General features: G+C 65.4%; 15 protein-coding genes and 1 tRNA gene. 11 read left to right on the top strand and 5 right to left on the bottom strand.

What is annotated here, in order from left to right; translation table 11 throughout:
- Positions 1 to 11 precede the first annotated feature (11 nt).
- Positions 12 to 812, bottom strand: a complete 801-nt coding sequence (locus tag ACW5DN_RS06180; RefSeq protein ID WP_456961853.1) for an enoyl-CoA hydratase/isomerase family protein — start codon at positions 810 to 812, stop codon at positions 12 to 14.
- Positions 788 to 2,347 carry a DUF4139 domain-containing protein gene (locus ACW5DN_RS06175; protein WP_456961852.1) on the bottom strand — a complete coding sequence of 520 codons (1,560 nt, stop codon included), beginning with the start codon at positions 2,345 to 2,347 and terminating at the stop codon, positions 788 to 790. The genes ACW5DN_RS06180 and ACW5DN_RS06175 overlap by 25 nt, the downstream gene beginning before the upstream one ends.
- 38 nt (positions 2,348 to 2,385) lie before the next feature.
- Between ACW5DN_RS06175 and ACW5DN_RS06170 the strand changes: the two genes are divergently transcribed.
- Positions 2,386 to 2,829 carry a copper chaperone PCu(A)C gene (locus tag ACW5DN_RS06170; protein ID WP_456961851.1) on the top strand — a complete coding sequence of 148 codons (444 nt, stop codon included), beginning with the start codon at positions 2,386 to 2,388 and terminating at the stop codon, positions 2,827 to 2,829.
- 44 nt (positions 2,830 to 2,873) lie between these two features.
- On the opposite strand, the gene ACW5DN_RS06165 is transcribed toward ACW5DN_RS06170, so the two are convergent.
- Both ACW5DN_RS06165 and uvrA read right to left on the bottom strand, forming a co-directional pair.
- Entirely contained in the window at positions 2,874 to 3,251 is a 378-nt protein-coding gene (locus ACW5DN_RS06165; RefSeq protein WP_456962976.1) for an acyl-CoA thioesterase, read from the bottom strand.
- A 302-nt stretch (positions 3,252 to 3,553) separates the two neighbouring features.
- Positions 3,554 to 6,484, bottom strand: a complete 2,931-nt coding sequence (gene uvrA, locus ACW5DN_RS06160; protein WP_456961850.1) for an excinuclease ABC subunit UvrA — start codon at positions 6,482 to 6,484, stop codon at positions 3,554 to 3,556.
- Positions 6,485 to 6,729: 245 nt separating this feature from the next.
- Between uvrA and rplU the strand changes: the two genes are divergently transcribed.
- The 3 genes from rplU (at position 6,730) to cgtA (ending at position 8,574) form a co-directional block, all read left to right on the top strand.
- Positions 6,730 to 7,053 carry a 50S ribosomal protein L21 gene (gene rplU / locus ACW5DN_RS06155; RefSeq protein WP_456961849.1) on the top strand — a complete coding sequence of 108 codons (324 nt, stop codon included), beginning with the start codon at positions 6,730 to 6,732 and terminating at the stop codon, positions 7,051 to 7,053.
- A 12-nt stretch (positions 7,054 to 7,065) separates the two neighbouring features.
- Entirely contained in the window at positions 7,066 to 7,323 is a 258-nt protein-coding gene (rpmA, locus tag ACW5DN_RS06150) for a 50S ribosomal protein L27 (protein WP_456961848.1), read from the top strand.
- A 162-nt stretch (positions 7,324 to 7,485) separates the two neighbouring features.
- Positions 7,486 to 8,574: an Obg family GTPase CgtA gene (gene cgtA / locus ACW5DN_RS06145; RefSeq protein ID WP_456961847.1), complete on the top strand. Its 1,089-nt coding sequence runs from the start codon at positions 7,486 to 7,488 to the stop codon at positions 8,572 to 8,574.
- A 71-nt stretch (positions 8,575 to 8,645) separates the two neighbouring features.
- Here the strand turns inward: cgtA and rpsT are convergent, their stop codons facing one another.
- Positions 8,646 to 8,918 carry a 30S ribosomal protein S20 gene (rpsT, locus tag ACW5DN_RS06140; RefSeq protein WP_456961846.1) on the bottom strand — a complete coding sequence of 91 codons (273 nt, stop codon included), beginning with the start codon at positions 8,916 to 8,918 and terminating at the stop codon, positions 8,646 to 8,648.
- 119 nt (positions 8,919 to 9,037) lie between these two features.
- Between rpsT and murJ the strand changes: the two genes are divergently transcribed.
- From murJ to ACW5DN_RS06105, 7 genes are all read left to right on the top strand, one after another.
- Positions 9,038 to 10,618: a murein biosynthesis integral membrane protein MurJ gene (gene murJ / locus ACW5DN_RS06135; RefSeq protein ID WP_456962975.1), complete on the top strand. Its 1,581-nt coding sequence runs from the start codon at positions 9,038 to 9,040 to the stop codon at positions 10,616 to 10,618.
- A 36-nt stretch (positions 10,619 to 10,654) separates the two neighbouring features.
- A complete protein-coding gene (locus tag ACW5DN_RS06130) occupies positions 10,655 to 11,620 on the top strand; it encodes a bifunctional riboflavin kinase/FAD synthetase (RefSeq protein ID WP_456961845.1) in 966 nt (321 codons plus the stop codon).
- A 62-nt stretch (positions 11,621 to 11,682) separates the two neighbouring features.
- Positions 11,683 to 14,496 carry an isoleucine--tRNA ligase gene (gene ileS, locus ACW5DN_RS06125; protein ID WP_456962974.1) on the top strand — a complete coding sequence of 938 codons (2,814 nt, stop codon included), beginning with the start codon at positions 11,683 to 11,685 and terminating at the stop codon, positions 14,494 to 14,496.
- Positions 14,497 to 14,502: 6 nt separating this feature from the next.
- Complete coding sequence (lspA, locus tag ACW5DN_RS06120; protein WP_456961844.1) at positions 14,503 to 15,009, top strand: signal peptidase II; 507 nt, start codon at positions 14,503 to 14,505, stop codon at positions 15,007 to 15,009.
- A 63-nt stretch (positions 15,010 to 15,072) separates the two neighbouring features.
- Positions 15,073 to 16,023 (top strand): 4-hydroxy-3-methylbut-2-enyl diphosphate reductase, encoded by a 951-nt coding sequence (ispH, locus tag ACW5DN_RS06115; protein ID WP_456961843.1) that lies wholly within the window; start codon positions 15,073 to 15,075, stop codon positions 16,021 to 16,023.
- 36 nt (positions 16,024 to 16,059) lie between these two features.
- Positions 16,060 to 16,135, top strand: a tRNA-Thr gene (locus ACW5DN_RS06110).
- 103 nt (positions 16,136 to 16,238) lie between these two features.
- Positions 16,239 to 17,072, top strand: coding sequence for a tyrosine-protein phosphatase (locus tag ACW5DN_RS06105; RefSeq protein ID WP_456961842.1), 834 nt, complete (start codon positions 16,239 to 16,241; stop codon positions 17,070 to 17,072).
- Positions 17,073 to 17,107: the final 35 nt, after the last annotated feature.

Genomic DNA, 17,107 nt, shown 5'->3' with positions numbered 1-17,107 from the left:
ACTTTTGCGCGTTACTTCTTGAGCTTGGCGACCATGGCGTGCAATGCCGCCTGGGTGCCGGGCTCCATCCATGCGTTGACGAAGCGCTCCAGCTCGATGTGTTCGGGCTGCAGCGCTTCGATCACCGCGGCGCGTGCGATCTGGCGGGTTTGTCGCATCGCTTCGGGCGGCAACACCAGCAGAGTCTGCAACCATTCGCGGGCACGTCGGCTGACGGCATCGGGATCGTTGACCGGGCCCATTTCGACCAACTCGTCCACCAGCCCGATCTGCAGCGCGCGCGCCGCGTCGACCATCTCGCCGGCGACCAGCATCCGCTCGGCGCGGTGTGGGCCGACCACGCGTCGCAGCAATCGCTGGACACCTTCCGGAGCGGTCAGGCCGACCTGGGTCTCGTTGAGGCCGATGCGGTAATCGCCGGCGGCCATGACCCGGTAATCGCAGCACAGCGCGTACACGCAGCCACCGGCAGGAGCATGGCCGGAGATCGCCGCCACCACCGGCACCGGACACGAGGCCAATGCCCGGGCGACGCCGAAGAACGCCTGCCACGCATCGGTCAATGCGCCCCGGTCATCGCCCAGCGTGAGCAGGTAGGGCACGTCCAGGCCGGCCGAGAATATCTTCGGCTGGCCGGACAGAACGATGCCGTGGATATCCACAGCGGTAACGGCGGCATTCAGTTCGTGCAGCAGTTCGCGGCACAGGCCCGGCTCCAGCGCATTGACCGGCGGCCGGGCGAACTTCAACTCGATGATGTTGCCGTGTTCGACGCGCTCGATGAGACTCAAGGGTTGTCCCCGGCGCGCCATCGATAGCGGACGGTATAGGTCAATTTGCTCTCGTCGCCTGCCGCAACCGGTACCTGGAACTCGACGTGGTTGGCGTCTTTTTTGGTCGCGGGCACGCTGCTGGCAACAATCTCCCAATCGCTCCAACGCGGCAGTTGTTCCACCACCTCGATGGTCGCGTCGGACTTCTTGGCGTTGCCCAGGACAATGGCGAACGACTCGGTGATCGTGCGGCCGGCCCGATCCAGCTCGAAATCCGTGGCTTCCCGCTTGGCCGTCAGGTCGAACACCTTGCCTACTTCCAGCCGGATGTCGGCCCCGGCGGGCGTGTGTTGCAGCATCGACTCGCCAAGAAAATCAGCGCCATCGAATACCCGGATCCGCCCGGCGGGCAGGGGCTGGCCCAACCCGGCCGCCTCGGTGTTGTCCACCGATACTGTCGCGTTGACCGGCAGCGTGCCGGTCTGGCCGTGGCGATCGGGTTGGATCAACGGTGTTGGTGGCTGCCATTGCTGTCCCCCGGCATCGACCACGTAAGCGCGCTCGCACGCGATCGCGGCGCGGTGGGCGAACAACGGGAAGCGCTCGGTTCCGCCGTCGCTCAGGCTGACGGTATCGGGCAGTTGGTAGGCGTGGTACTCGCCCGATGTCCGCTGCTCAGGCATCGGTGCCGCAGCGACGAGGGCCATGGTGTCCTCAGCGACACTGCGTCGCGCATAGTGCTGAGTCTGCAGCGGCGCCCGGTTGGGTTCACCCGCGATCAGCGTCAGCCGGGCATCGGCGAAACCCACGCCGGCACGATTGATGACCATCGCGGCGCCATCCAGCGCCAGCTTGCAGGCGGTCGCGTCGGTCTTGTCCAGGGTCGCCAGGTACTCGGCGCGCCATGCCATGCCACCCATCGGATAGCTGAGCAGGAAGTCGGCGTCGCCGGCATCCTGTGCCCGCACCGTCCACCGCAGCTCCGCCTGCTGCGGAAACAGGCGGACGCCGTCGACGACGCTGAAGTTGTCGTACTGGTTGATGACCTTGACCCGGCCATCGCCCATCGCCAGGGTCAGGCCGGCATTGGCGGCCAGCAGTACCCCGGTGTCGGTCTGCTTGGCATTGCCGGCGGTGTGCTCGACCACGATGCGCTGGCCGATCACCTGGGCAACGACATCCGCGGTGCTTTCCAGGCCTGCAAGGTAGCGCTGGGACTCCACCGAGACGCCGTCCGACCTGGGGCGCAACAACGCGGCCTCCACGTCCATCGACGGTGGCACGCTGGTGGCGGAGATCGAATTCAATCCTTCGGTGAGCGTGTAATGCAGCGGCCGCTCCACCAAGGCGTAGCCGGGCATGCCGGCATGGGCCTGGCCGGTCCCGGCGAGTGCGTCGTAGGCACCGCTGTAGATGCTCAATTGAGTGACGCCGACTTCCGCGGCGGCGGCGTCCTTGTCGGCGGGCACGACCGGTGGCGCCACCGGCAACGCATCAGCGCCACTGGGCGCGGAATCCTGGGAGCAGGCGGCGAGCGCGCAGGCGGCGACGAGCAACGATAGGGTGCGGTGCATCGGAAACTCCGGAATCAACCTGTTGGTATCATAAGCTGATGAAGCCCCTCCGCGTCCTCCTCGCCGCCGTCCTATTGGCAACTGCGTTCAGCACACCGCCGGTTATCGCCGCCGATTGCAGTCCGGTAGTAACCGCAGGATGGGTGCGTCTGCCACCCATTTCGATGCCGATGCTGGCCGGATTTGGCACCATCGATAATGCTTGCGACGCGCCAGCAAAGATCGTTGCCGCCAGCAGTCCGGCGTTTGCCGATGTATCGGTGCACGAGACGCGCATCGTGGACGGCATCAGCAAGATGCGTGCGGTGCCGGAGCTGGTAATTCCCGCGCATGGCCATGCCAGCCTCGAGCCCGGTGGCCTGCATCTGATGCTGATGGATCCGCACGCGCCGTTGCAGGCCGACGATACGGTCGTGATCGACTTCCGACTGGAAGATGGCACCCAGGTGCGCGGCCTGTTCCAGGTAGGCAAGTCCAGGTAGGCAAGTCCCGGTTGCGCCAGCCGGGCGACTGACGCGTCTGGAACCTACTGGGTCAGGCAGGCCTCGCGCACACTCGAGGGCAGCGCGGCGGCCTGGCCGCTGTCGCGGTCGATCCACACCATCACCACGTTGCCGTCGCAATACAGGATCTGCGGATCCTGGGCGTCCACAATGCGATGGCCGACGGTCACGCTGGTATTGCCCAGCCGCTCGACAAACAGTTCGATCGACACCTGTGCCGGCCAGGTGATCGGGCGACGGTAATTGAGCTGCGCGGCGGCAACAACCGGGGCGACATGGTCGTCCATGCCCTGGCCGGGCACGCCGAGCATCCACTGCAAGCGCGCTTCCTCCAGGTAGCTGAGGTACTTGGAGTTGTTGACGTGGTTGAACGCATCCAGGTCGCGCCAGCGCACCGGCATCGGTACCTGGATGAGCTTGCGGGGCGAGGGCGCATGCGTGGGGGTTGTCCCGGCCGCGAGCGTCGCCGCCGGCTTCGGCTCGGCACGGGTTTTTTTTGCTGCCGGCTTAGTGGGCTTTTTTGACGTTGCGGTTTTCGCCGGTTCGCGTTTGCCCGATGCCGGCTTTGCCGCCGCTTCTGAAGCGGACTTTGCCGCAGCCGATTTTGCCGCGGCTTTGCGCGGCTTGGCCGGTTTGACCGGCTTCACCGGCTGGTCAATCTTGCCCGGCTTTCCGGGAGTGCTTTTGGATCCGTCGTTGTCGCTCATGCGGCCGTCGTCTTCCTGCGGGTCTTGGGCCCGGTCGGGGTGACCTTGGGCTGGCTGCCGGCCGCCTTGTCATTCGCCCGTGACCGCTCCAGCATCGGCGCCAGGAAGCGACCGGTGTAGGAGTGTTCCAGCGAGGCGATGTGTTCGGGCGTGCCGGTAGCCAGGATGGTACCCCCGCGATGGCCTCCCTCGGGCCCCAGGTCGATGATCCAGTCCGCGGTCTTGATCACGTCCAGGTTGTGTTCGATCACCACCACCGTGTTGCCGTCATCGCGCAGTCGATGCAGCACCGCCAGCAGATGCTCGATGTCGTGGAAGTGCAGGCCGGTGGTCGGCTCGTCGAGGATGTACAGGGTCTGTCCGGTATCGCGCCGCGACAGTTCCTTGGACAGCTTGACGCGCTGCGCCTCGCCGCCCGACAGCGTGGTCGCCGACTGGCCCAGCTTGATGTAGCTCAGGCCGACATCGATCAGGGTTTCCAGCTTGCGCGATATCGACGGGATCGCGTCGAACAGCTCCAGCGCGTCCTCCACCGTCATCGCCAGCACGTCGCTGATGCTGTAGCCCTTGTAAAGGATCTCCAGTGTCTCGCGGTTGTAGCGCTTGCCCTTGCACACATCGCAGGACACGTAGACGTCGGGCAGGAAATGCATCTCGACCTTGATCAGCCCGTCGCCCTGGCAGGCCTCGCAGCGCCCACCGCGCACGTTGAAACTGAAACGTCCCGGCGCGTAGCCACGTGCGCGTGACTCGGGTACCTGCGCGAACAGTTCGCGCAACGGCGTGAACAAGCCGGTGTAGGTTGCCGGATTGCTGCGCGGGGTACGGCCGATCGGCGACTGGTCGATGTCGACGACCTTGTCGAACAGGTCCATGTTCTCCACCGACCGGTAGGGCGCGACCGTGCGTGAGGCGCCGTTGAGCTGGGTGGCGGCCAGTTCGTACAGGGTGCTGTTGATCAGGGTCGACTTGCCCGAGCCGGACACCCCGGTGACACAGGTCAGCAGGCCGGCCGGGATCGCCAGGTCGACATCCTTCAGGTTGTGCCCGGTGGCCCCGCGCAGGTGCAGGATCTGCTTCGGGTTCGGCTTATGCCGCTTGGCCGGGATCTCGATGCGTTTGCGACCGCTCAGGTATTGCCCGGTCAGCGAGCGTGGTGCGGCCATGATGTCGTCGAACGAGCCCTTCGCGACGATCTCGCCGCCGTGTACCCCGGCGCCCGGGCCGATGTCGACGATGTAGTCGGCCAACCGCATCGCGTCCTCGTCGTGTTCCACCACGATCACCGTGTTGCCCAGGTCACGCAGGCGGGTGAGGGTGCCCAGCAGACGCTCGTTGTCGCGCTGGTGCAGGCCGATCGATGGCTCGTCGAGCACGTACATCACCCCGACCAGACCGGCGCCGATCTGCGAGGCCAGGCGGATCCGCTGAGCCTCGCCGCCGGACAGCGAATCGGCCTTGCGCTCAAGGGTCAGGTAATCCAGTCCGACATCGACCAGGAACTTCAGCCGGTCGCCGATTTCCTTGACGATCCTGACCGCGATCTCGCCGCGCCAGCCTGGCAGGTGCAGGCGCTTGAAGAAGGCCAGGGTCTCGTCGATCGGCAACACCACGATCTCGGGCAGGGCGTGGCCGTCGACGAACACATTGCGCGCCGCGCGGTTCAGCCGTTGGCCACCGCAATCGGTGCAGGCGCGCTCGCTGATGTACTTGCTCAACTCATCGCGCACCGCCGACGATTCGGTTTCCTTGTAGCGCCGCTCCAGGTTCGGGACGATGCCCTCGAAGCGATGCTTGCGCTGGTGGCGGCTGCCGGCCTGGGTCAGGTAGGTGAACGAAATTGTGGTCTCGCCGCTACCAAACAGGATCGCTTGGCGGACTTCTTCGCTCAACTGGTTCCAGGGCGTCTCAACGTCGAACCGGTAGTGCTTGGCCAGCGACTGGATCAGCTGGAAATAATACGCATTGCGACGATCCCAGCCGCGCACCGCGCCGGCCGACAGCGCCAGCTCGGGATGTACCACCACCCGCGCGGGATCGAAGTACTCCGCCATGCCCAGGCCGTCGCAGGTCGGGCAGGCGCCGACGGGCGAGTTGAACGAGAACAGTCGTGGCTCCAGCTCCTGCAACGAGTACTCGCACACCGGGCAGCTGTACTTGGAGGAGAAAAGCAGCGGTGTGGCATCGGTGTTGTCCAGCGACATCACTTGGGCCATCCCGTCACCCAGCTTCAGCGCGGTCTCGAAGGACTCGGCCAGGCGCTGCTTCATGTCCTCGCGCGGGCGGAAGCGGTCGATCACCGCCTCGATGGTGTGCTTGCCGCGCAATGCCAACGGTGGCACCGCATCGATCTCGTGCAACTGGCCATCCACCCGGACCCGGACATAACCCTGCGCGCGCAGCTGATCAAACACCTGGGCATGTTCGCCCTTGCGCTCGCGGATCACCGGCGCCAGCAGCATGTAGCGTTGTTCGGCAGTGGCGGGATCCGCACCCAGCGCGATCACCTGGTCGACCATCTGGCTGACGGTCTGCGCGGCCAACGGGTAGCCGTGGTCGGGGCATCGCGGCGTGCCCACGCGCGCATACAGCAGCCTCAGGTAGTCGTAGATCTCGGTGATCGTGCCCACGGTGGAACGCGGGTTGTGCGAGGTCGACTTCTGCTCGATCGAAATCGCCGGACTCAGGCCCTCGATCAGGTCGACATCGGGCTTTTCCATGATTGACAGGAACTGCCGCGCATAGGCGGACAGCGATTCGACATAGCGACGCTGGCCCTCCGCATAGATGGTGTCGAACGCGAGCGAGGACTTGCCCGAGCCGGACAGGCCGGTGATCACGATCAGCTTGTCGCGCGGCAAGTCGAGATCGACATTCTTGAGGTTGTGCGTCCGCGCACCGCGGATGCTGATGAATTCCATCGCCATCGAAAGACCTGCAAAATGGGGGAAGGCCGTCGGCGCAGCCGGCGAACCGGTAAGCGTAGCCAGTGCTTGAAATGGGGGCAAATCGTGGAAACCGAAGAACCACGGTGGATTTGTGCCTGTCCGGTTCATCCAGCAGGCCAGTGACGGTACGGGTTGCCGCAACCCCCTGAAGGGCCTACAATTCCGCTTCTGTCTGCCCTCGACGGCATGGCAAGGACCAAAAATAACTACAGAGGAAACTGGTCATGTACGCAGTAGTAGTCACCGGCGGTAAGCAATACCGCGTCATGCAGGGCGAGACCCTGCGCGTGGAACTGCTCGAAGCCGAAGCCGGCAGCGAGATCAAGTTCGACAACATCCTGATGCTGGGCGATGGCGAGGGCGAAACCACGCTCGGCGATGCGCTCAAGGGTGCCATCGTCAGCGCCAAGGTCATCGGCCACGGCCGTGCGGACAAGATCCGCATCGTCAAGTTCCGTCGCCGCAAGCACCACCGCAAGCAGATGGGTCACCGTCAGCATTACACCGAAATCGAGATCACCGGCATTGCCGGTGGCGACAAGAAGTAAGGAGCAGCAGCCATGGCACATAAAAAGTCCGGAGGCTCGACCCGCAACGGCCGCGACTCCAACCCGAAATACCTCGGCGTCAAGATCTATGGTGGCCAGGCGATCGATGCCGGCAACATCATCATTCGCCAGCGCGGCACCCAGTTCCATCCGGGTCCGGGCGTCGGCCTGGGCCGCGACCACACGCTGTTTGCGCTGGTCGATGGCAAGGTTGATTTCTCGGTGAAGGGGCTGAAGAAGCGCCGCACCGTGAGCGTCATCTCGGCGTGACCCACGCCGGTCAGGCCACGGCTTGACCTGGTGACGAGTCACCCGTGAAAGGCCCCGCTGCGGCGGGGCTTTTCGTTTCCGGGATATCTTGTTGTCCCGGGCACCGTGGTATCCGATGCCCACCGTGCAATCGCATCATCCAGATATTTACCGAGGTCTTGCATGAAACTCGTCGATGAAGCCGAAATCCAGGTCTCAGCAGGCAACGGCGGCAACGGCTGCGTTGGTTTCCGCCGTGAGAAGTACATCCCGCTCGGTGGCCCCGATGGTGGCGACGGCGGTGCCGGCGGCAGTGTCTGGGTCGTTGCCGACGAGAACCTCAACACCCTGGTCGATTTTCGCCACCAGCGTCAGTTCCGCGCCGAACGCGGTGAGGACGGCCGGGGCCGGCAAATGTATGGCAAGGGCGGCGGGGACCTGGTTATCACCGTCCCGGTCGGAACCGTGGTGATGAACGTGGAGACCGACGAGTCCATCGGCGACCTGGTCAGCCACGGCGATCGTCTGCTGGTCGCCAAGGGCGGGCAGGGTGGCTTGGGCAACATGCATTTCAAGAGTTCGGTCAATCGCGCCCCGCGCAAGGCGCTGCCTGGGCTACCGGGCGAGGAGCGGGTGCTCAAGCTGGAGTTGAAGCTGCTGGCCGATGTCGGTCTGCTGGGCTTCCCCAACGCCGGCAAGAGCACCTTGATCCGCGCCGTCTCTGCGGCGACGCCCAAGGTTGCCGACTACCCGTTCACCACCCTGTATCCCAACCTTGGCGTGGTCAGCGTGGAGCAGTACCGCAGCTTCGTGATCGCCGACATCCCCGGCCTGATCGAGGGCGCCGCCGATGGTGCCGGCCTGGGCGCGCAGTTCCTGCGCCACCTGCAGCGCACCAGCCTGTTGCTGCACCTTGTCGACGTTGCGCCAATGGAAGGCGGGGTGGAGATCAGTCCCGCCGAACAGGTGCGCGCGATCGAGCGCGAGCTCGAAAAGCACGACCCGCAGCTGCTGGCCAAGCCGCGCTGGCTGGTGTTCAACAAGTCCGACCTGCTGTTGGAAGAGGAGCGTGACGCTACGGTCAAGGCGATTGTCGACGAGCTGGATTGGAAGGGCCGCTGGTTCCTGGCATCGGCCATTGGCCGCGAAGGCACCTGGCCGATCATGCTCGACATCATGGCGTTCTTCGACCGCCAGAAAGCCGATGCGCTGGAGGCAGCCGCTGAAGCTGAAGCCGTGGCGGAAGCCAATGTCAACAATGATGGCGGCTGACGCCCACGAAAAAACCCGGCCTGGGCCGGGTTTCTTCATGCGGCTTGATTGCCCCGGAAGGGCAACCCGACTCAGGCAGCGGTCTTGATCGCCTTGATGCGGGCGGTCAGGCGGCTCTTATGACGGGCAGCCTTGTTCTTGTGGATCAGGCCACGCGAGCTGAATCGATCGAGGATCGGCTGGGCAACCTTGTAGGCGGCCTCGGCGGCAGCGGCGTCGTTCTCGCCGAGGGCCTTCAGCACCTTCTTCACGGAGGTGCGCAGCATCGAGCGCTGGCTCGCGTTGCGGGCGTTGCGCACGACGGTCTGCTTGGCGCGCTTCTTGGCGGACTTGATGTTTGCCACTGTGTATTCCTGAAAAATTGATTGCTGCGGGTAAGAGAGAATATGGTACGGCGGAAAATCAGACCTGAAAGTATGGGGGATTCAGTGGCTTGCGTCAACAAAAGGAGCCAGCATTGAACATGCCTGCGCCCGGCCGTGGTAGCCGGCAAAGCGGCATGTTGCGCTCCACCGCCGTATTCAGTGCGATGACGTTCATCTCGCGCATTGCCGGCTACCTGCGCGACTGGCTCCAGGCCAGCCTGTTCGGCGCCGGGCCGGCGGTCAGCGCGTTCGTGGTTGCCTACCGGATCCCCAACTACCTGCGCCGGATCTTCGCCGAAGGCTCGTTTGCTTCCGCCTTCGTGCCGTTGCTGTCGGAGCTCAAGCAGCAAGGCGACGGCGAGGCGTTGCAGGACTTCCTGGACCACGTCGCCGGCGCGCTGCTGGCGGTGGTGGTGGTGGTCAGCGGCCTGGGCATCCTGGCCGCGCCGTGGGTGGCCAGGTTGTTCCTCGCCTTCGCCGACCCGAGCGAATCGGAGTTGATACCGCTGACCGCGCAGATGCTGCGGATCACCTTCCCGTACCTGGTGTTCATCTCGATGACCGCGCTGGCCGGCGCGGTACTCAACAGTTTCAAGCAGTTCGGCTTGCCGGCGTTGACGCCGGTGCTGCACAACCTGGCGATGATCGGCGCGATGTTGTTTCTGGCCGGCTACCTGGACGTGCCGGAGAAGGCGCTGGCCTGGGGCGTGCTGATCGCCGGCATCCTGCAGATGCTGGTGTTGTGGCCGGCGATGGGGCGGTTGGGGCTGCGGCCACGGTTCAAGTTCAACCTGCGCCACGAGGGCGTGCGGCGGGTGATGAAGCTGATGCTGCCGACGATTTTTTCCTCGTCGGTATCCCAGGTGAACCTGCTGGTCGGCACCGTGTTCGCGTCGCTGCTGGTGCCCGCCGCCCAGTCGTGGCTGTATTACTCCGACCGGCTGACCGAGCTGCCGCTGGGCTTGTTCGGGGTCGCGATCGGCACCGTGATCCTGCCGCAGTTGTCGCGCCATCACGCCGACAAGGACACCGACGGGTATACGCGCTCGCTCGATTGGGGCCTGCGGATGGTGCTGCTGGTCGGCCTGCCTGCCGCCCTGGGCCTGGCGCTGCTGGCCGAGCCGCTGACCGCCTCGTTGTTCCGCTATGGCGAGTTCACCCCACAAGACACCCGGATGGTCAGCTACGCACTGACTGCGATGAGTATCGGCATCCCCGCCTTCATGCTCAGCAAGGTTCTGTTGCCTGCGTTCTACTCGCGGCAGGACACCCGGACGCCGATGCGCGCGGCGATCATCACCGTGATCGCCAACGTCCTGCTGACGATCGCGCTGGTGACCCCGTTGTGGTGGATGGAAGTGCCGTTCGCCCACGCCGGCATCGCCGCTGCGACCGCGATCGCCGGCATCATCAACGCCGCCTTGCTCTGGCGCTACCTGCGCCGCGACGGCGTCTACCAGGCGCAGTCGGGCTGGGGTCGCTGGTTGCTGCGCATCGGCCTGGGGCTGGTGGCGATGGCGGTGGTCGTGGTGCTGATGCGCGAGTGGATTGGCGACTGGACCGCGATGCGCGGCTTGTGGCGCTGGATCTGGCTACTGGCCGTGATCGCCGCCGGCGCCGGTGCCTACGGCGTGGTGCTGTTGATCGCCGGGCTGCGCCCGAGGCACCTGCGGCAATAGGGAGGGTATCGCCGCGAGCCGGCTATACTTGCGCCGATGAGCAGGCTGTTTAGAGACGTCGACGGCGGGCCCCGATGCCCGCACGGCAGTGTGGTCTGCATCGGCGCCTTCGATGGCCTGCATTTGGGGCATCGGGTACTGGTGCGCCACGCGGTAGCACGGGCGCGCGCGCTTGGCGTGGCGTCGGTCGCGCTGAGCTTCGAGCCGCTGCCGCGTGAGCTGTTCGCCCGGGGCGACCCGCCGCCGCGATTGTTGTCGCCGCGGGCCAAGGCCGAGGGGTTGTTCTGCCTCGGGGTGGATCAGGTCGGTCTGCTGCGCTTCAAGGCCAAACTGGCGGCGATGAGCGCTGAGGACTTCGTGCGTGAAGTGCTGGTCAAGCTGCTGGCGGTGGACGAGGTCTGGGTCGGCCCGGGCTTCCACTTCGGCAAGGGTCGCGCCGGTGATCTCGCCCTGCTGCAACGGATGGGCGCCGAACTTGCCAAGACCGGTCAGGGGTTCGTTGCCGGCCAGATCGAGCCGGTTCTGCTCGATGGCGAGCGGGTCTCCAGCACCCGTATCCGCGAGGCGTTGCAGGCCGGCGATTTCACCACCGCCACGCGCCTGCTTGGACGGCCTTATTCGATCGGCGGCCGGGTCGTGCGCGGTGCCCGGCTGGGACGCACGCTCGGCTACCCGACCGCCAACCTCCGCTTTGCCGGCAAGACCCCGGCCCTGTCGGGGATCTACGCGACCCGGGTGCACGGCATCGACGAGTCGCCGCTGCCGGCTGTGTCCAGCCTCGGTACCCGGCCGACGGTGGATGGCATCGAGCCGCTGCTGGAAACCCACCTGTTCGATTTCGACCGCGACCTGTACGGTCACCGGATCGAGGTCGAGTTCGTCGCCAAGCTTCGCGACGAAGAAAAGTTCGATGACCTGCCAGCGCTGACCGCGCAGATGCACCGTGACGCCGAGCAGGCGCGCGCACTTCTAATGCAACAACAACCTCGAGCCACCGCGTGAGCGATAACAAAGCCCCCAATCCCTACAAATCCACCCTGAACCTGCCATCGACGCAGTTCCCGATGCGCGGCGACCTGCCCAGGCGCGAGCCGGTCACGCTCGCGCGTTGGGATCAGGACGACCTGTATGCCCGCATCCGCGAGAAGGTTGGCGGCCGCGGGAAAAGTTTCGTCCTGCACGACGGCCCGCCGTACGCCAATGGCGTGATCCACATCGGTCACGCGGTCAACAAGGTGCTCAAGGACATGGTGGTGAAGTCGAAGCTGCTGTCCGGCTTCGACGCACCCTACGTGCCGGGCTGGGATTGCCACGGCCTGCCGATCGAGATCGCGATCGAGAAGAAGTACGGCAAGGTCGGGGTCAAGCTCGACGCCGCGCAGTTCCGCGAGAAATGCCGCGAGTACGCCGCCGAGCAGGTCGACCTGCAGCGCGCCGATTTCAAGCGCCTGGGTGTCATCGGCGACTGGGACAACCCCTACCTGTCGATGGCCCCAAGTTACGAGGCCGACATGCTGCGTTCGCTGGCCAGGATCATCGACCGTGGACACCTGCTGCGTGGTGTCAAGCCGGTGTATTGGTGCTTCGATTGCGGCTCGGCGCTGGCCGAGGCGGAGATCGAGTACGCCGACAAGGTGTCGCCCGCGGTCGATGTCGCGTACCCGGCCAAGTCAGACAAGAAAATGGCCAGCGCGTTCGGCGTGGCCCCCGATCCGGGGATCCAGGTGTCGGTGCCGATCTGGACCACTACCCCGTGGACCCTGCCGGCCAGCCTCGCCATCAGCGTCGGTCCGCAGCTGGATTATGTGCTGGTCGAAGGCCCGGTACGCGCAGACGGCGGCCGTCGCTGGCTGGTGCTGGCGCAGGCGCTTGCCGCGTCGTCGCTGGCCCGGTACGGGGTGGATGAAGTCGTCATCCACGGCCACGCGAGCGGTGCCGACCTGGACGGCCTGGTCGTCCAGCACCCGTTCTACGCCGACCGTGATCTACCGATCCTGCTCGGCGACCACGTCTCCGACGAGGACGGCACCGGCAACGTGCACACCGCCCCCGGTCATGGTCAGGAAGATTTCGCGGTTGCCCAGCAGTACGGCCTGGTCGACCAGTACAGCGCCGCCCAGCTCAACCCGGTCGACGCACGCGGCGTGTACCTGTCGGGGACGCCGCCGATCGGCGATGTCGCGCTGGAAAGCCTGCATATCTGGAAGGCCAATGACGTGATCGTCGACGGCCTGCGCGCCAACGACACCCTGCTCGCTTTCGCCAAAATCGAGCACAGTTATCCGCATTGCTGGCGCCACAAGACCCCGGTGGTATTCCGGGCCACGCCGCAATGGTTCATCTCGATGGGGCAGGCCGGATTGCGCGATGACGCGTTGGCGGCAATCGGGGACGTGCAGTGGTACCCCGAGTGGGGCCAGGCGCGTATCGCCGGCATGGTCGAAGGACGGCCGGACTGGTGCATCAGCCGCCAGCGCACCTGGGGCGTGCCGATCGCGTTGTTCATCCATCGCATCAGCGGCAAGCCGCACCCGCGCTCGGTCGAGTTGATGAACCGGGTGGCTGAACTGGTCGAGACCGGCGGCATCGATGCCTGGCATGCGCTCGACCCGGCCAGCCTCCTGGACGGCGAGGCGGCGGACTACGAAAAGGTCACCGACATCCTGGATGTCTGGTTTGATTCGGGCGTGACCCACGAATGCGTGCTCGCCCAGCGTCCGCAAGATGGCCTGCGCAAGCCGGCGGACCTGTATCTGGAAGGTTCCGACCAGCATCGCGGCTGGTTCCAGTCGTCGCTGTTGACCGGGGTCGCGATGGATGGCGTTGCGCCGTTCCGGCAGGTGCTGACGCACGGGTTCGCGGTCGATGCGGCCGGGCGCAAGATGTCCAAATCGCTGGGCAACGTGGTGTCACCGCAGAAGGTCATCGATGCGATGGGCGCCGACGTGCTGCGGCTGTGGATCGCCTCGGCCGACTACAGCAACGAGATGTCGGTCTCCGACGAAATCCTCAAGCGCAGCGGCGACGGCTACCGACGCATCCGCAACACCGCGCGCTTCCTGCTCGGCAACCTGCATGGCTTTGATCCGGCCAAGCACATGTTGCCGGTCGACGAGATGGTCGAGCTGGACCGGTGGATCGTGCATCGTGCGCACGAACTGCAGGGCCGCATCATCAAGGCCTGCGAGGCGTACGATTTCCCCGAGATCGTGCAGATCCTCGCCAATTTTTGCAGCGTCGACCTGGGCTCGCTGTACCTGGATGTCACCAAGGATCGCCTGTACACGATGCAGGAGGACTCGCCCGGGCGTCGCTCGGCGCAAAGCGCGATGTACCGCATCGCCGAGGCGTTCGTGCGCTGGATTGCCCCGATCCTGAGCTTCACCGCCGAGGAGATGTGGGACCACCTGCCGCCGGTCACCGCCGACGGCCCGCGCGAAGGCAACGTGCTGTTCGCCACCTGGTACGACGGCCTGGCGCCACTGCCCGACGACGCCCCGCTGACGGTCGAAGACTTCAAGCGCCTGCTTGCCCTGCGCGAGCAGGTCAGCAAGATCCTCGAGCCGATGCGTGCCGCCGGCAAGATCGGCGCCGCACTGGATGCCGAGATCGGCCTGCGCTGCGGCGTCACCGACCAGAACTGGCTATCGCCGTTCGTCGACGAACTGCGTTTCCTGTTCATCAGCGGCGACGTCAGCATGATCGCCGACGACCAGACCAAGGAACTCGAAGTGCACGCCACGCCCAGCACCAAGCCCAAGTGCGGCCGCTGCTGGCACCACCGCGCCGACGTCGGTAGCCACGAGTCGCACCCAACCCTGTGCAGCCGCTGCATCGACAACGTCGATGGCAACGGCGAACACCGCAAGTGGTTCTGAGACGCAATGCCAACTCCCAAACCCAACGCCCTCATCTGGCTGGCCCTTTCGGCAGTCGTGATCGTCCTGGACCAACTGACCAAGTACTGGGTCCTGACCTCACTGCCCGAATACACCGCCATCCCCGTCATCGACGGCATCTGGAACTGGTACCGCACCTACAACACCGGTGCGGCCTTCAGCTTCCTCAGCGATGCCGGCGGCTGGCAGAAGTATTTCTTCGTGGTGCTCGCCGTGGGAATTTGCGGCCTGCTTGGCTACTGGCTGGCCAAGACCCAACGCGGCGACTGGAAGACCGCACTGCCATACGCGCTGGTGATCGGCGGCGCAATCGGCAACGTGCTCGACCGCCTTATCCACGGCCACGTCGTCGACTTCATCCAGTGGCACTGGCAAGACTGGTACTGGCCCGCCTTCAACATCGCCGACGCCTCCATAGTCGGCGGCGCGATCGGCATCGCCCTGTTCGGCCTCTTGGGGGCACAGCCAATCAAGGACGCCGGTCGCCCGTAGAGCCCGGTAGACGGCGCATCGCGCCGTTGGGTAAGCGGGGCGGTTACGGCGTAAAATAGCGGTATGGATCTGATTCTTGCCAATCCCCGTGGTTTCTGCGCTGGCGTCGACCGGGCGATCGAGATCGTCAACCGCTCGCTGGAGTTATATGGCGCGCCGATCTATGTGCGTCATGAAGTGGTGCACAACAAGTTCGTGGTCGATGACCTCAAGCAGCGCGGGGCGATCTTTGTCGAGGAGCTCGATGAAGTCCCCGACGGGAGCACCGTCATTTTCAGCGCCCATGGCGTATCGCGCGCGGTGCGTGCCGAGGCGGAGCGGCGCGAGCTGAAAGTGTTCGACGCCACCTGCCCGTTGGTGACCAAGGTTCACCTGGAGGTCTCGCGCGAGTGCAAGGCGGGGCGCGACATGGTGTTGATCGGCCACGAAGGCCACCCCGAGGTCGAAGGCACGATGGGCCAATGGCGGCGCGAGGAGGGCAACGGTCAAATCTATCTGGTCGAAGACCTGGCGGACGTTGCCGACTTGGTTCTCGATCAACCCGAACACGTCTCCTACACCACCCAGACGACGCTGTCGGTGGACGACACCCGCGCGATCATCAATGCGCTACGGGCGCGTTTCCCGTCGATCCAGGGACCCAAGAAGGACGACATCTGCTACGCCACCCAGAACCGCCAGGACGCGGTGCGTGAGCTTGCCGCGCGGTGCGACCTGATGCTGGTGGTCGGCTCGGTCAACAGCTCCAACTCCAACCGCCTGCGCGAGCTGGCCGAGCGCGAGGGCGTCCAGTCCCACCTGATCGACGGCGCCGAGGAGATCGACCCGGCCTGGCTGGTCGGTCGCCAGCAGATCGGCATCACCGCTGGCGCGTCCGCCCCGGAAATCCTGGTGCAAGGCGTCATCGAGCGCCTGCGCGAATTGGGTGCCGGCAACCTCAGCGCCTTGCGCGGCGAGCCGGAAAACATGGTCTTCGCCCTGCCCAAGGAGCTGCGGCTCAAACCTGCTGATTGACCCTGCAACCCCGGTAACACTACAATCCAGCCCCTTGCCGGAATAGCTCAGTTGGTAGAGCGGCGCATTCGTAATGCGTAGGTCGTAGGTTCGATTCCTATTTCCGGCACCATGTTGTTCCCGCGGCTTTCCGGCCGTCGGTGAACGATCCAAAGGCCGCGGCCTTGCGAGCTCCCGAAGCTCCGCTCCTGCCGGTTCTTTTGCCGGAGCGCGTCATGCTCGATCTCCACTGCCACATCCTCCCGGGCATCGACGACGGCGCCGTCGATCTCGACATGGCGCTGGAGATGGCGCGCATCGCCGCCGCCGACGGCATCCGCCAGATCGCCTGCAGCCCGCATATCTATCCGGGCATGTATGAGAACGATGCGTCCGGCATCCGCGCCGCCGTCGCCGCGTTCCAGGTGGAGCTCGACCAGCGCGACATCAAGCTCACCCTGCATGCCAACGCCGACGTGCATCTCGTCCCCGGCCTGCTGGAAGGCCTGCGCGAAGACCGGGTGCCGACCATCGCCGGCTCCCGTTACCTGCTGCTGGAGCCCTCGCACCACGTCGCCCCGCCACGGTTCGAGGAGTCGGTGTTCGACTTGATGACCGCCGGCTACGTTCCGCTCATTACCCACCCCGAGCGACTGTCCTGGGTGGAAGATTGCTACGACGTATTCGATCGAATCAGCCGTCGCGGCGCCTGGATGCAGATCACCGCCGGGGCATTGACCGGCCGCTTCGGCCGCCGGGTCAAGTACTGGGGCGAGCGTTTCGTCGGCGAGGGCCACTGCATGGTCCTGGCCACCGATGCCCACCACCCGCAGCGCCGCCCACCACTGCTGGCCGAAGCCCGCGAAGCGGCCGCAATACTGGTCGGGGCAACCGAAGCGACCCACATGGTGCAGACGCGGCCCGCCGGAATCGTTGCGGACCTACCGCCGGACCAGCTCCCACCACCGCTATTCAGCCTCGACGGCTTCATCCCGTCGGGCACAAAGGCCCCCGGTAGCGGCACCGCATTGCGCGACTTCCTGCGCAAACTGCGAGGCGCTCGGGCATAATTCGTGACGCAACGCACCATTGATCCTCAGGGGGA

The sequence above is a fragment of the Lysobacter sp. A289 genome (assembly GCF_054072675.1).
The sequence above is the reverse complement of the archived record's forward strand: the minus strand, read 5'-3'. Positions and strand labels throughout refer to the sequence as shown.

Coding starts and splice junctions, on each gene's coding strand:
- rplU (WP_456961849.1), top strand. CDS start 6,730: ATGTACGCAGTAGTAGTCACCGGCGGTAAGCAATACCGCGTCATGCAG.
- uvrA (WP_456961850.1), bottom strand. CDS start 6,484: ATGGCGATGGAATTCATCAGCATCCGCGGTGCGCGGACGCACAACCTC.
- ACW5DN_RS06165 (WP_456962976.1), bottom strand. CDS start 3,251: ATGCCGGTGCGCTGGCGCGACCTGGATGCGTTCAACCACGTCAACAAC.
- murJ (WP_456962975.1), top strand. CDS start 9,038: ATGCCTGCGCCCGGCCGTGGTAGCCGGCAAAGCGGCATGTTGCGCTCC.
- cgtA (WP_456961847.1), top strand. CDS start 7,486: ATGAAACTCGTCGATGAAGCCGAAATCCAGGTCTCAGCAGGCAACGGC.
- ACW5DN_RS06175 (WP_456961852.1), bottom strand. CDS start 2,347: ATGCACCGCACCCTATCGTTGCTCGTCGCCGCCTGCGCGCTCGCCGCC.
- ACW5DN_RS06130 (WP_456961845.1), top strand. CDS start 10,655: ATGAGCAGGCTGTTTAGAGACGTCGACGGCGGGCCCCGATGCCCGCAC.
- ispH (WP_456961843.1), top strand. CDS start 15,073: ATGGATCTGATTCTTGCCAATCCCCGTGGTTTCTGCGCTGGCGTCGAC.
- ACW5DN_RS06105 (WP_456961842.1), top strand. CDS start 16,239: ATGCTCGATCTCCACTGCCACATCCTCCCGGGCATCGACGACGGCGCC.
- ileS (WP_456962974.1), top strand. CDS start 11,683: ATGCGCGGCGACCTGCCCAGGCGCGAGCCGGTCACGCTCGCGCGTTGG.
- rpmA (WP_456961848.1), top strand. CDS start 7,066: ATGGCACATAAAAAGTCCGGAGGCTCGACCCGCAACGGCCGCGACTCC.
- ACW5DN_RS06170 (WP_456961851.1), top strand. CDS start 2,386: ATGAAGCCCCTCCGCGTCCTCCTCGCCGCCGTCCTATTGGCAACTGCG.
- lspA (WP_456961844.1), top strand. CDS start 14,503: ATGCCAACTCCCAAACCCAACGCCCTCATCTGGCTGGCCCTTTCGGCA.
- ACW5DN_RS06180 (WP_456961853.1), bottom strand. CDS start 812: ATGGCGCGCCGGGGACAACCCTTGAGTCTCATCGAGCGCGTCGAACAC.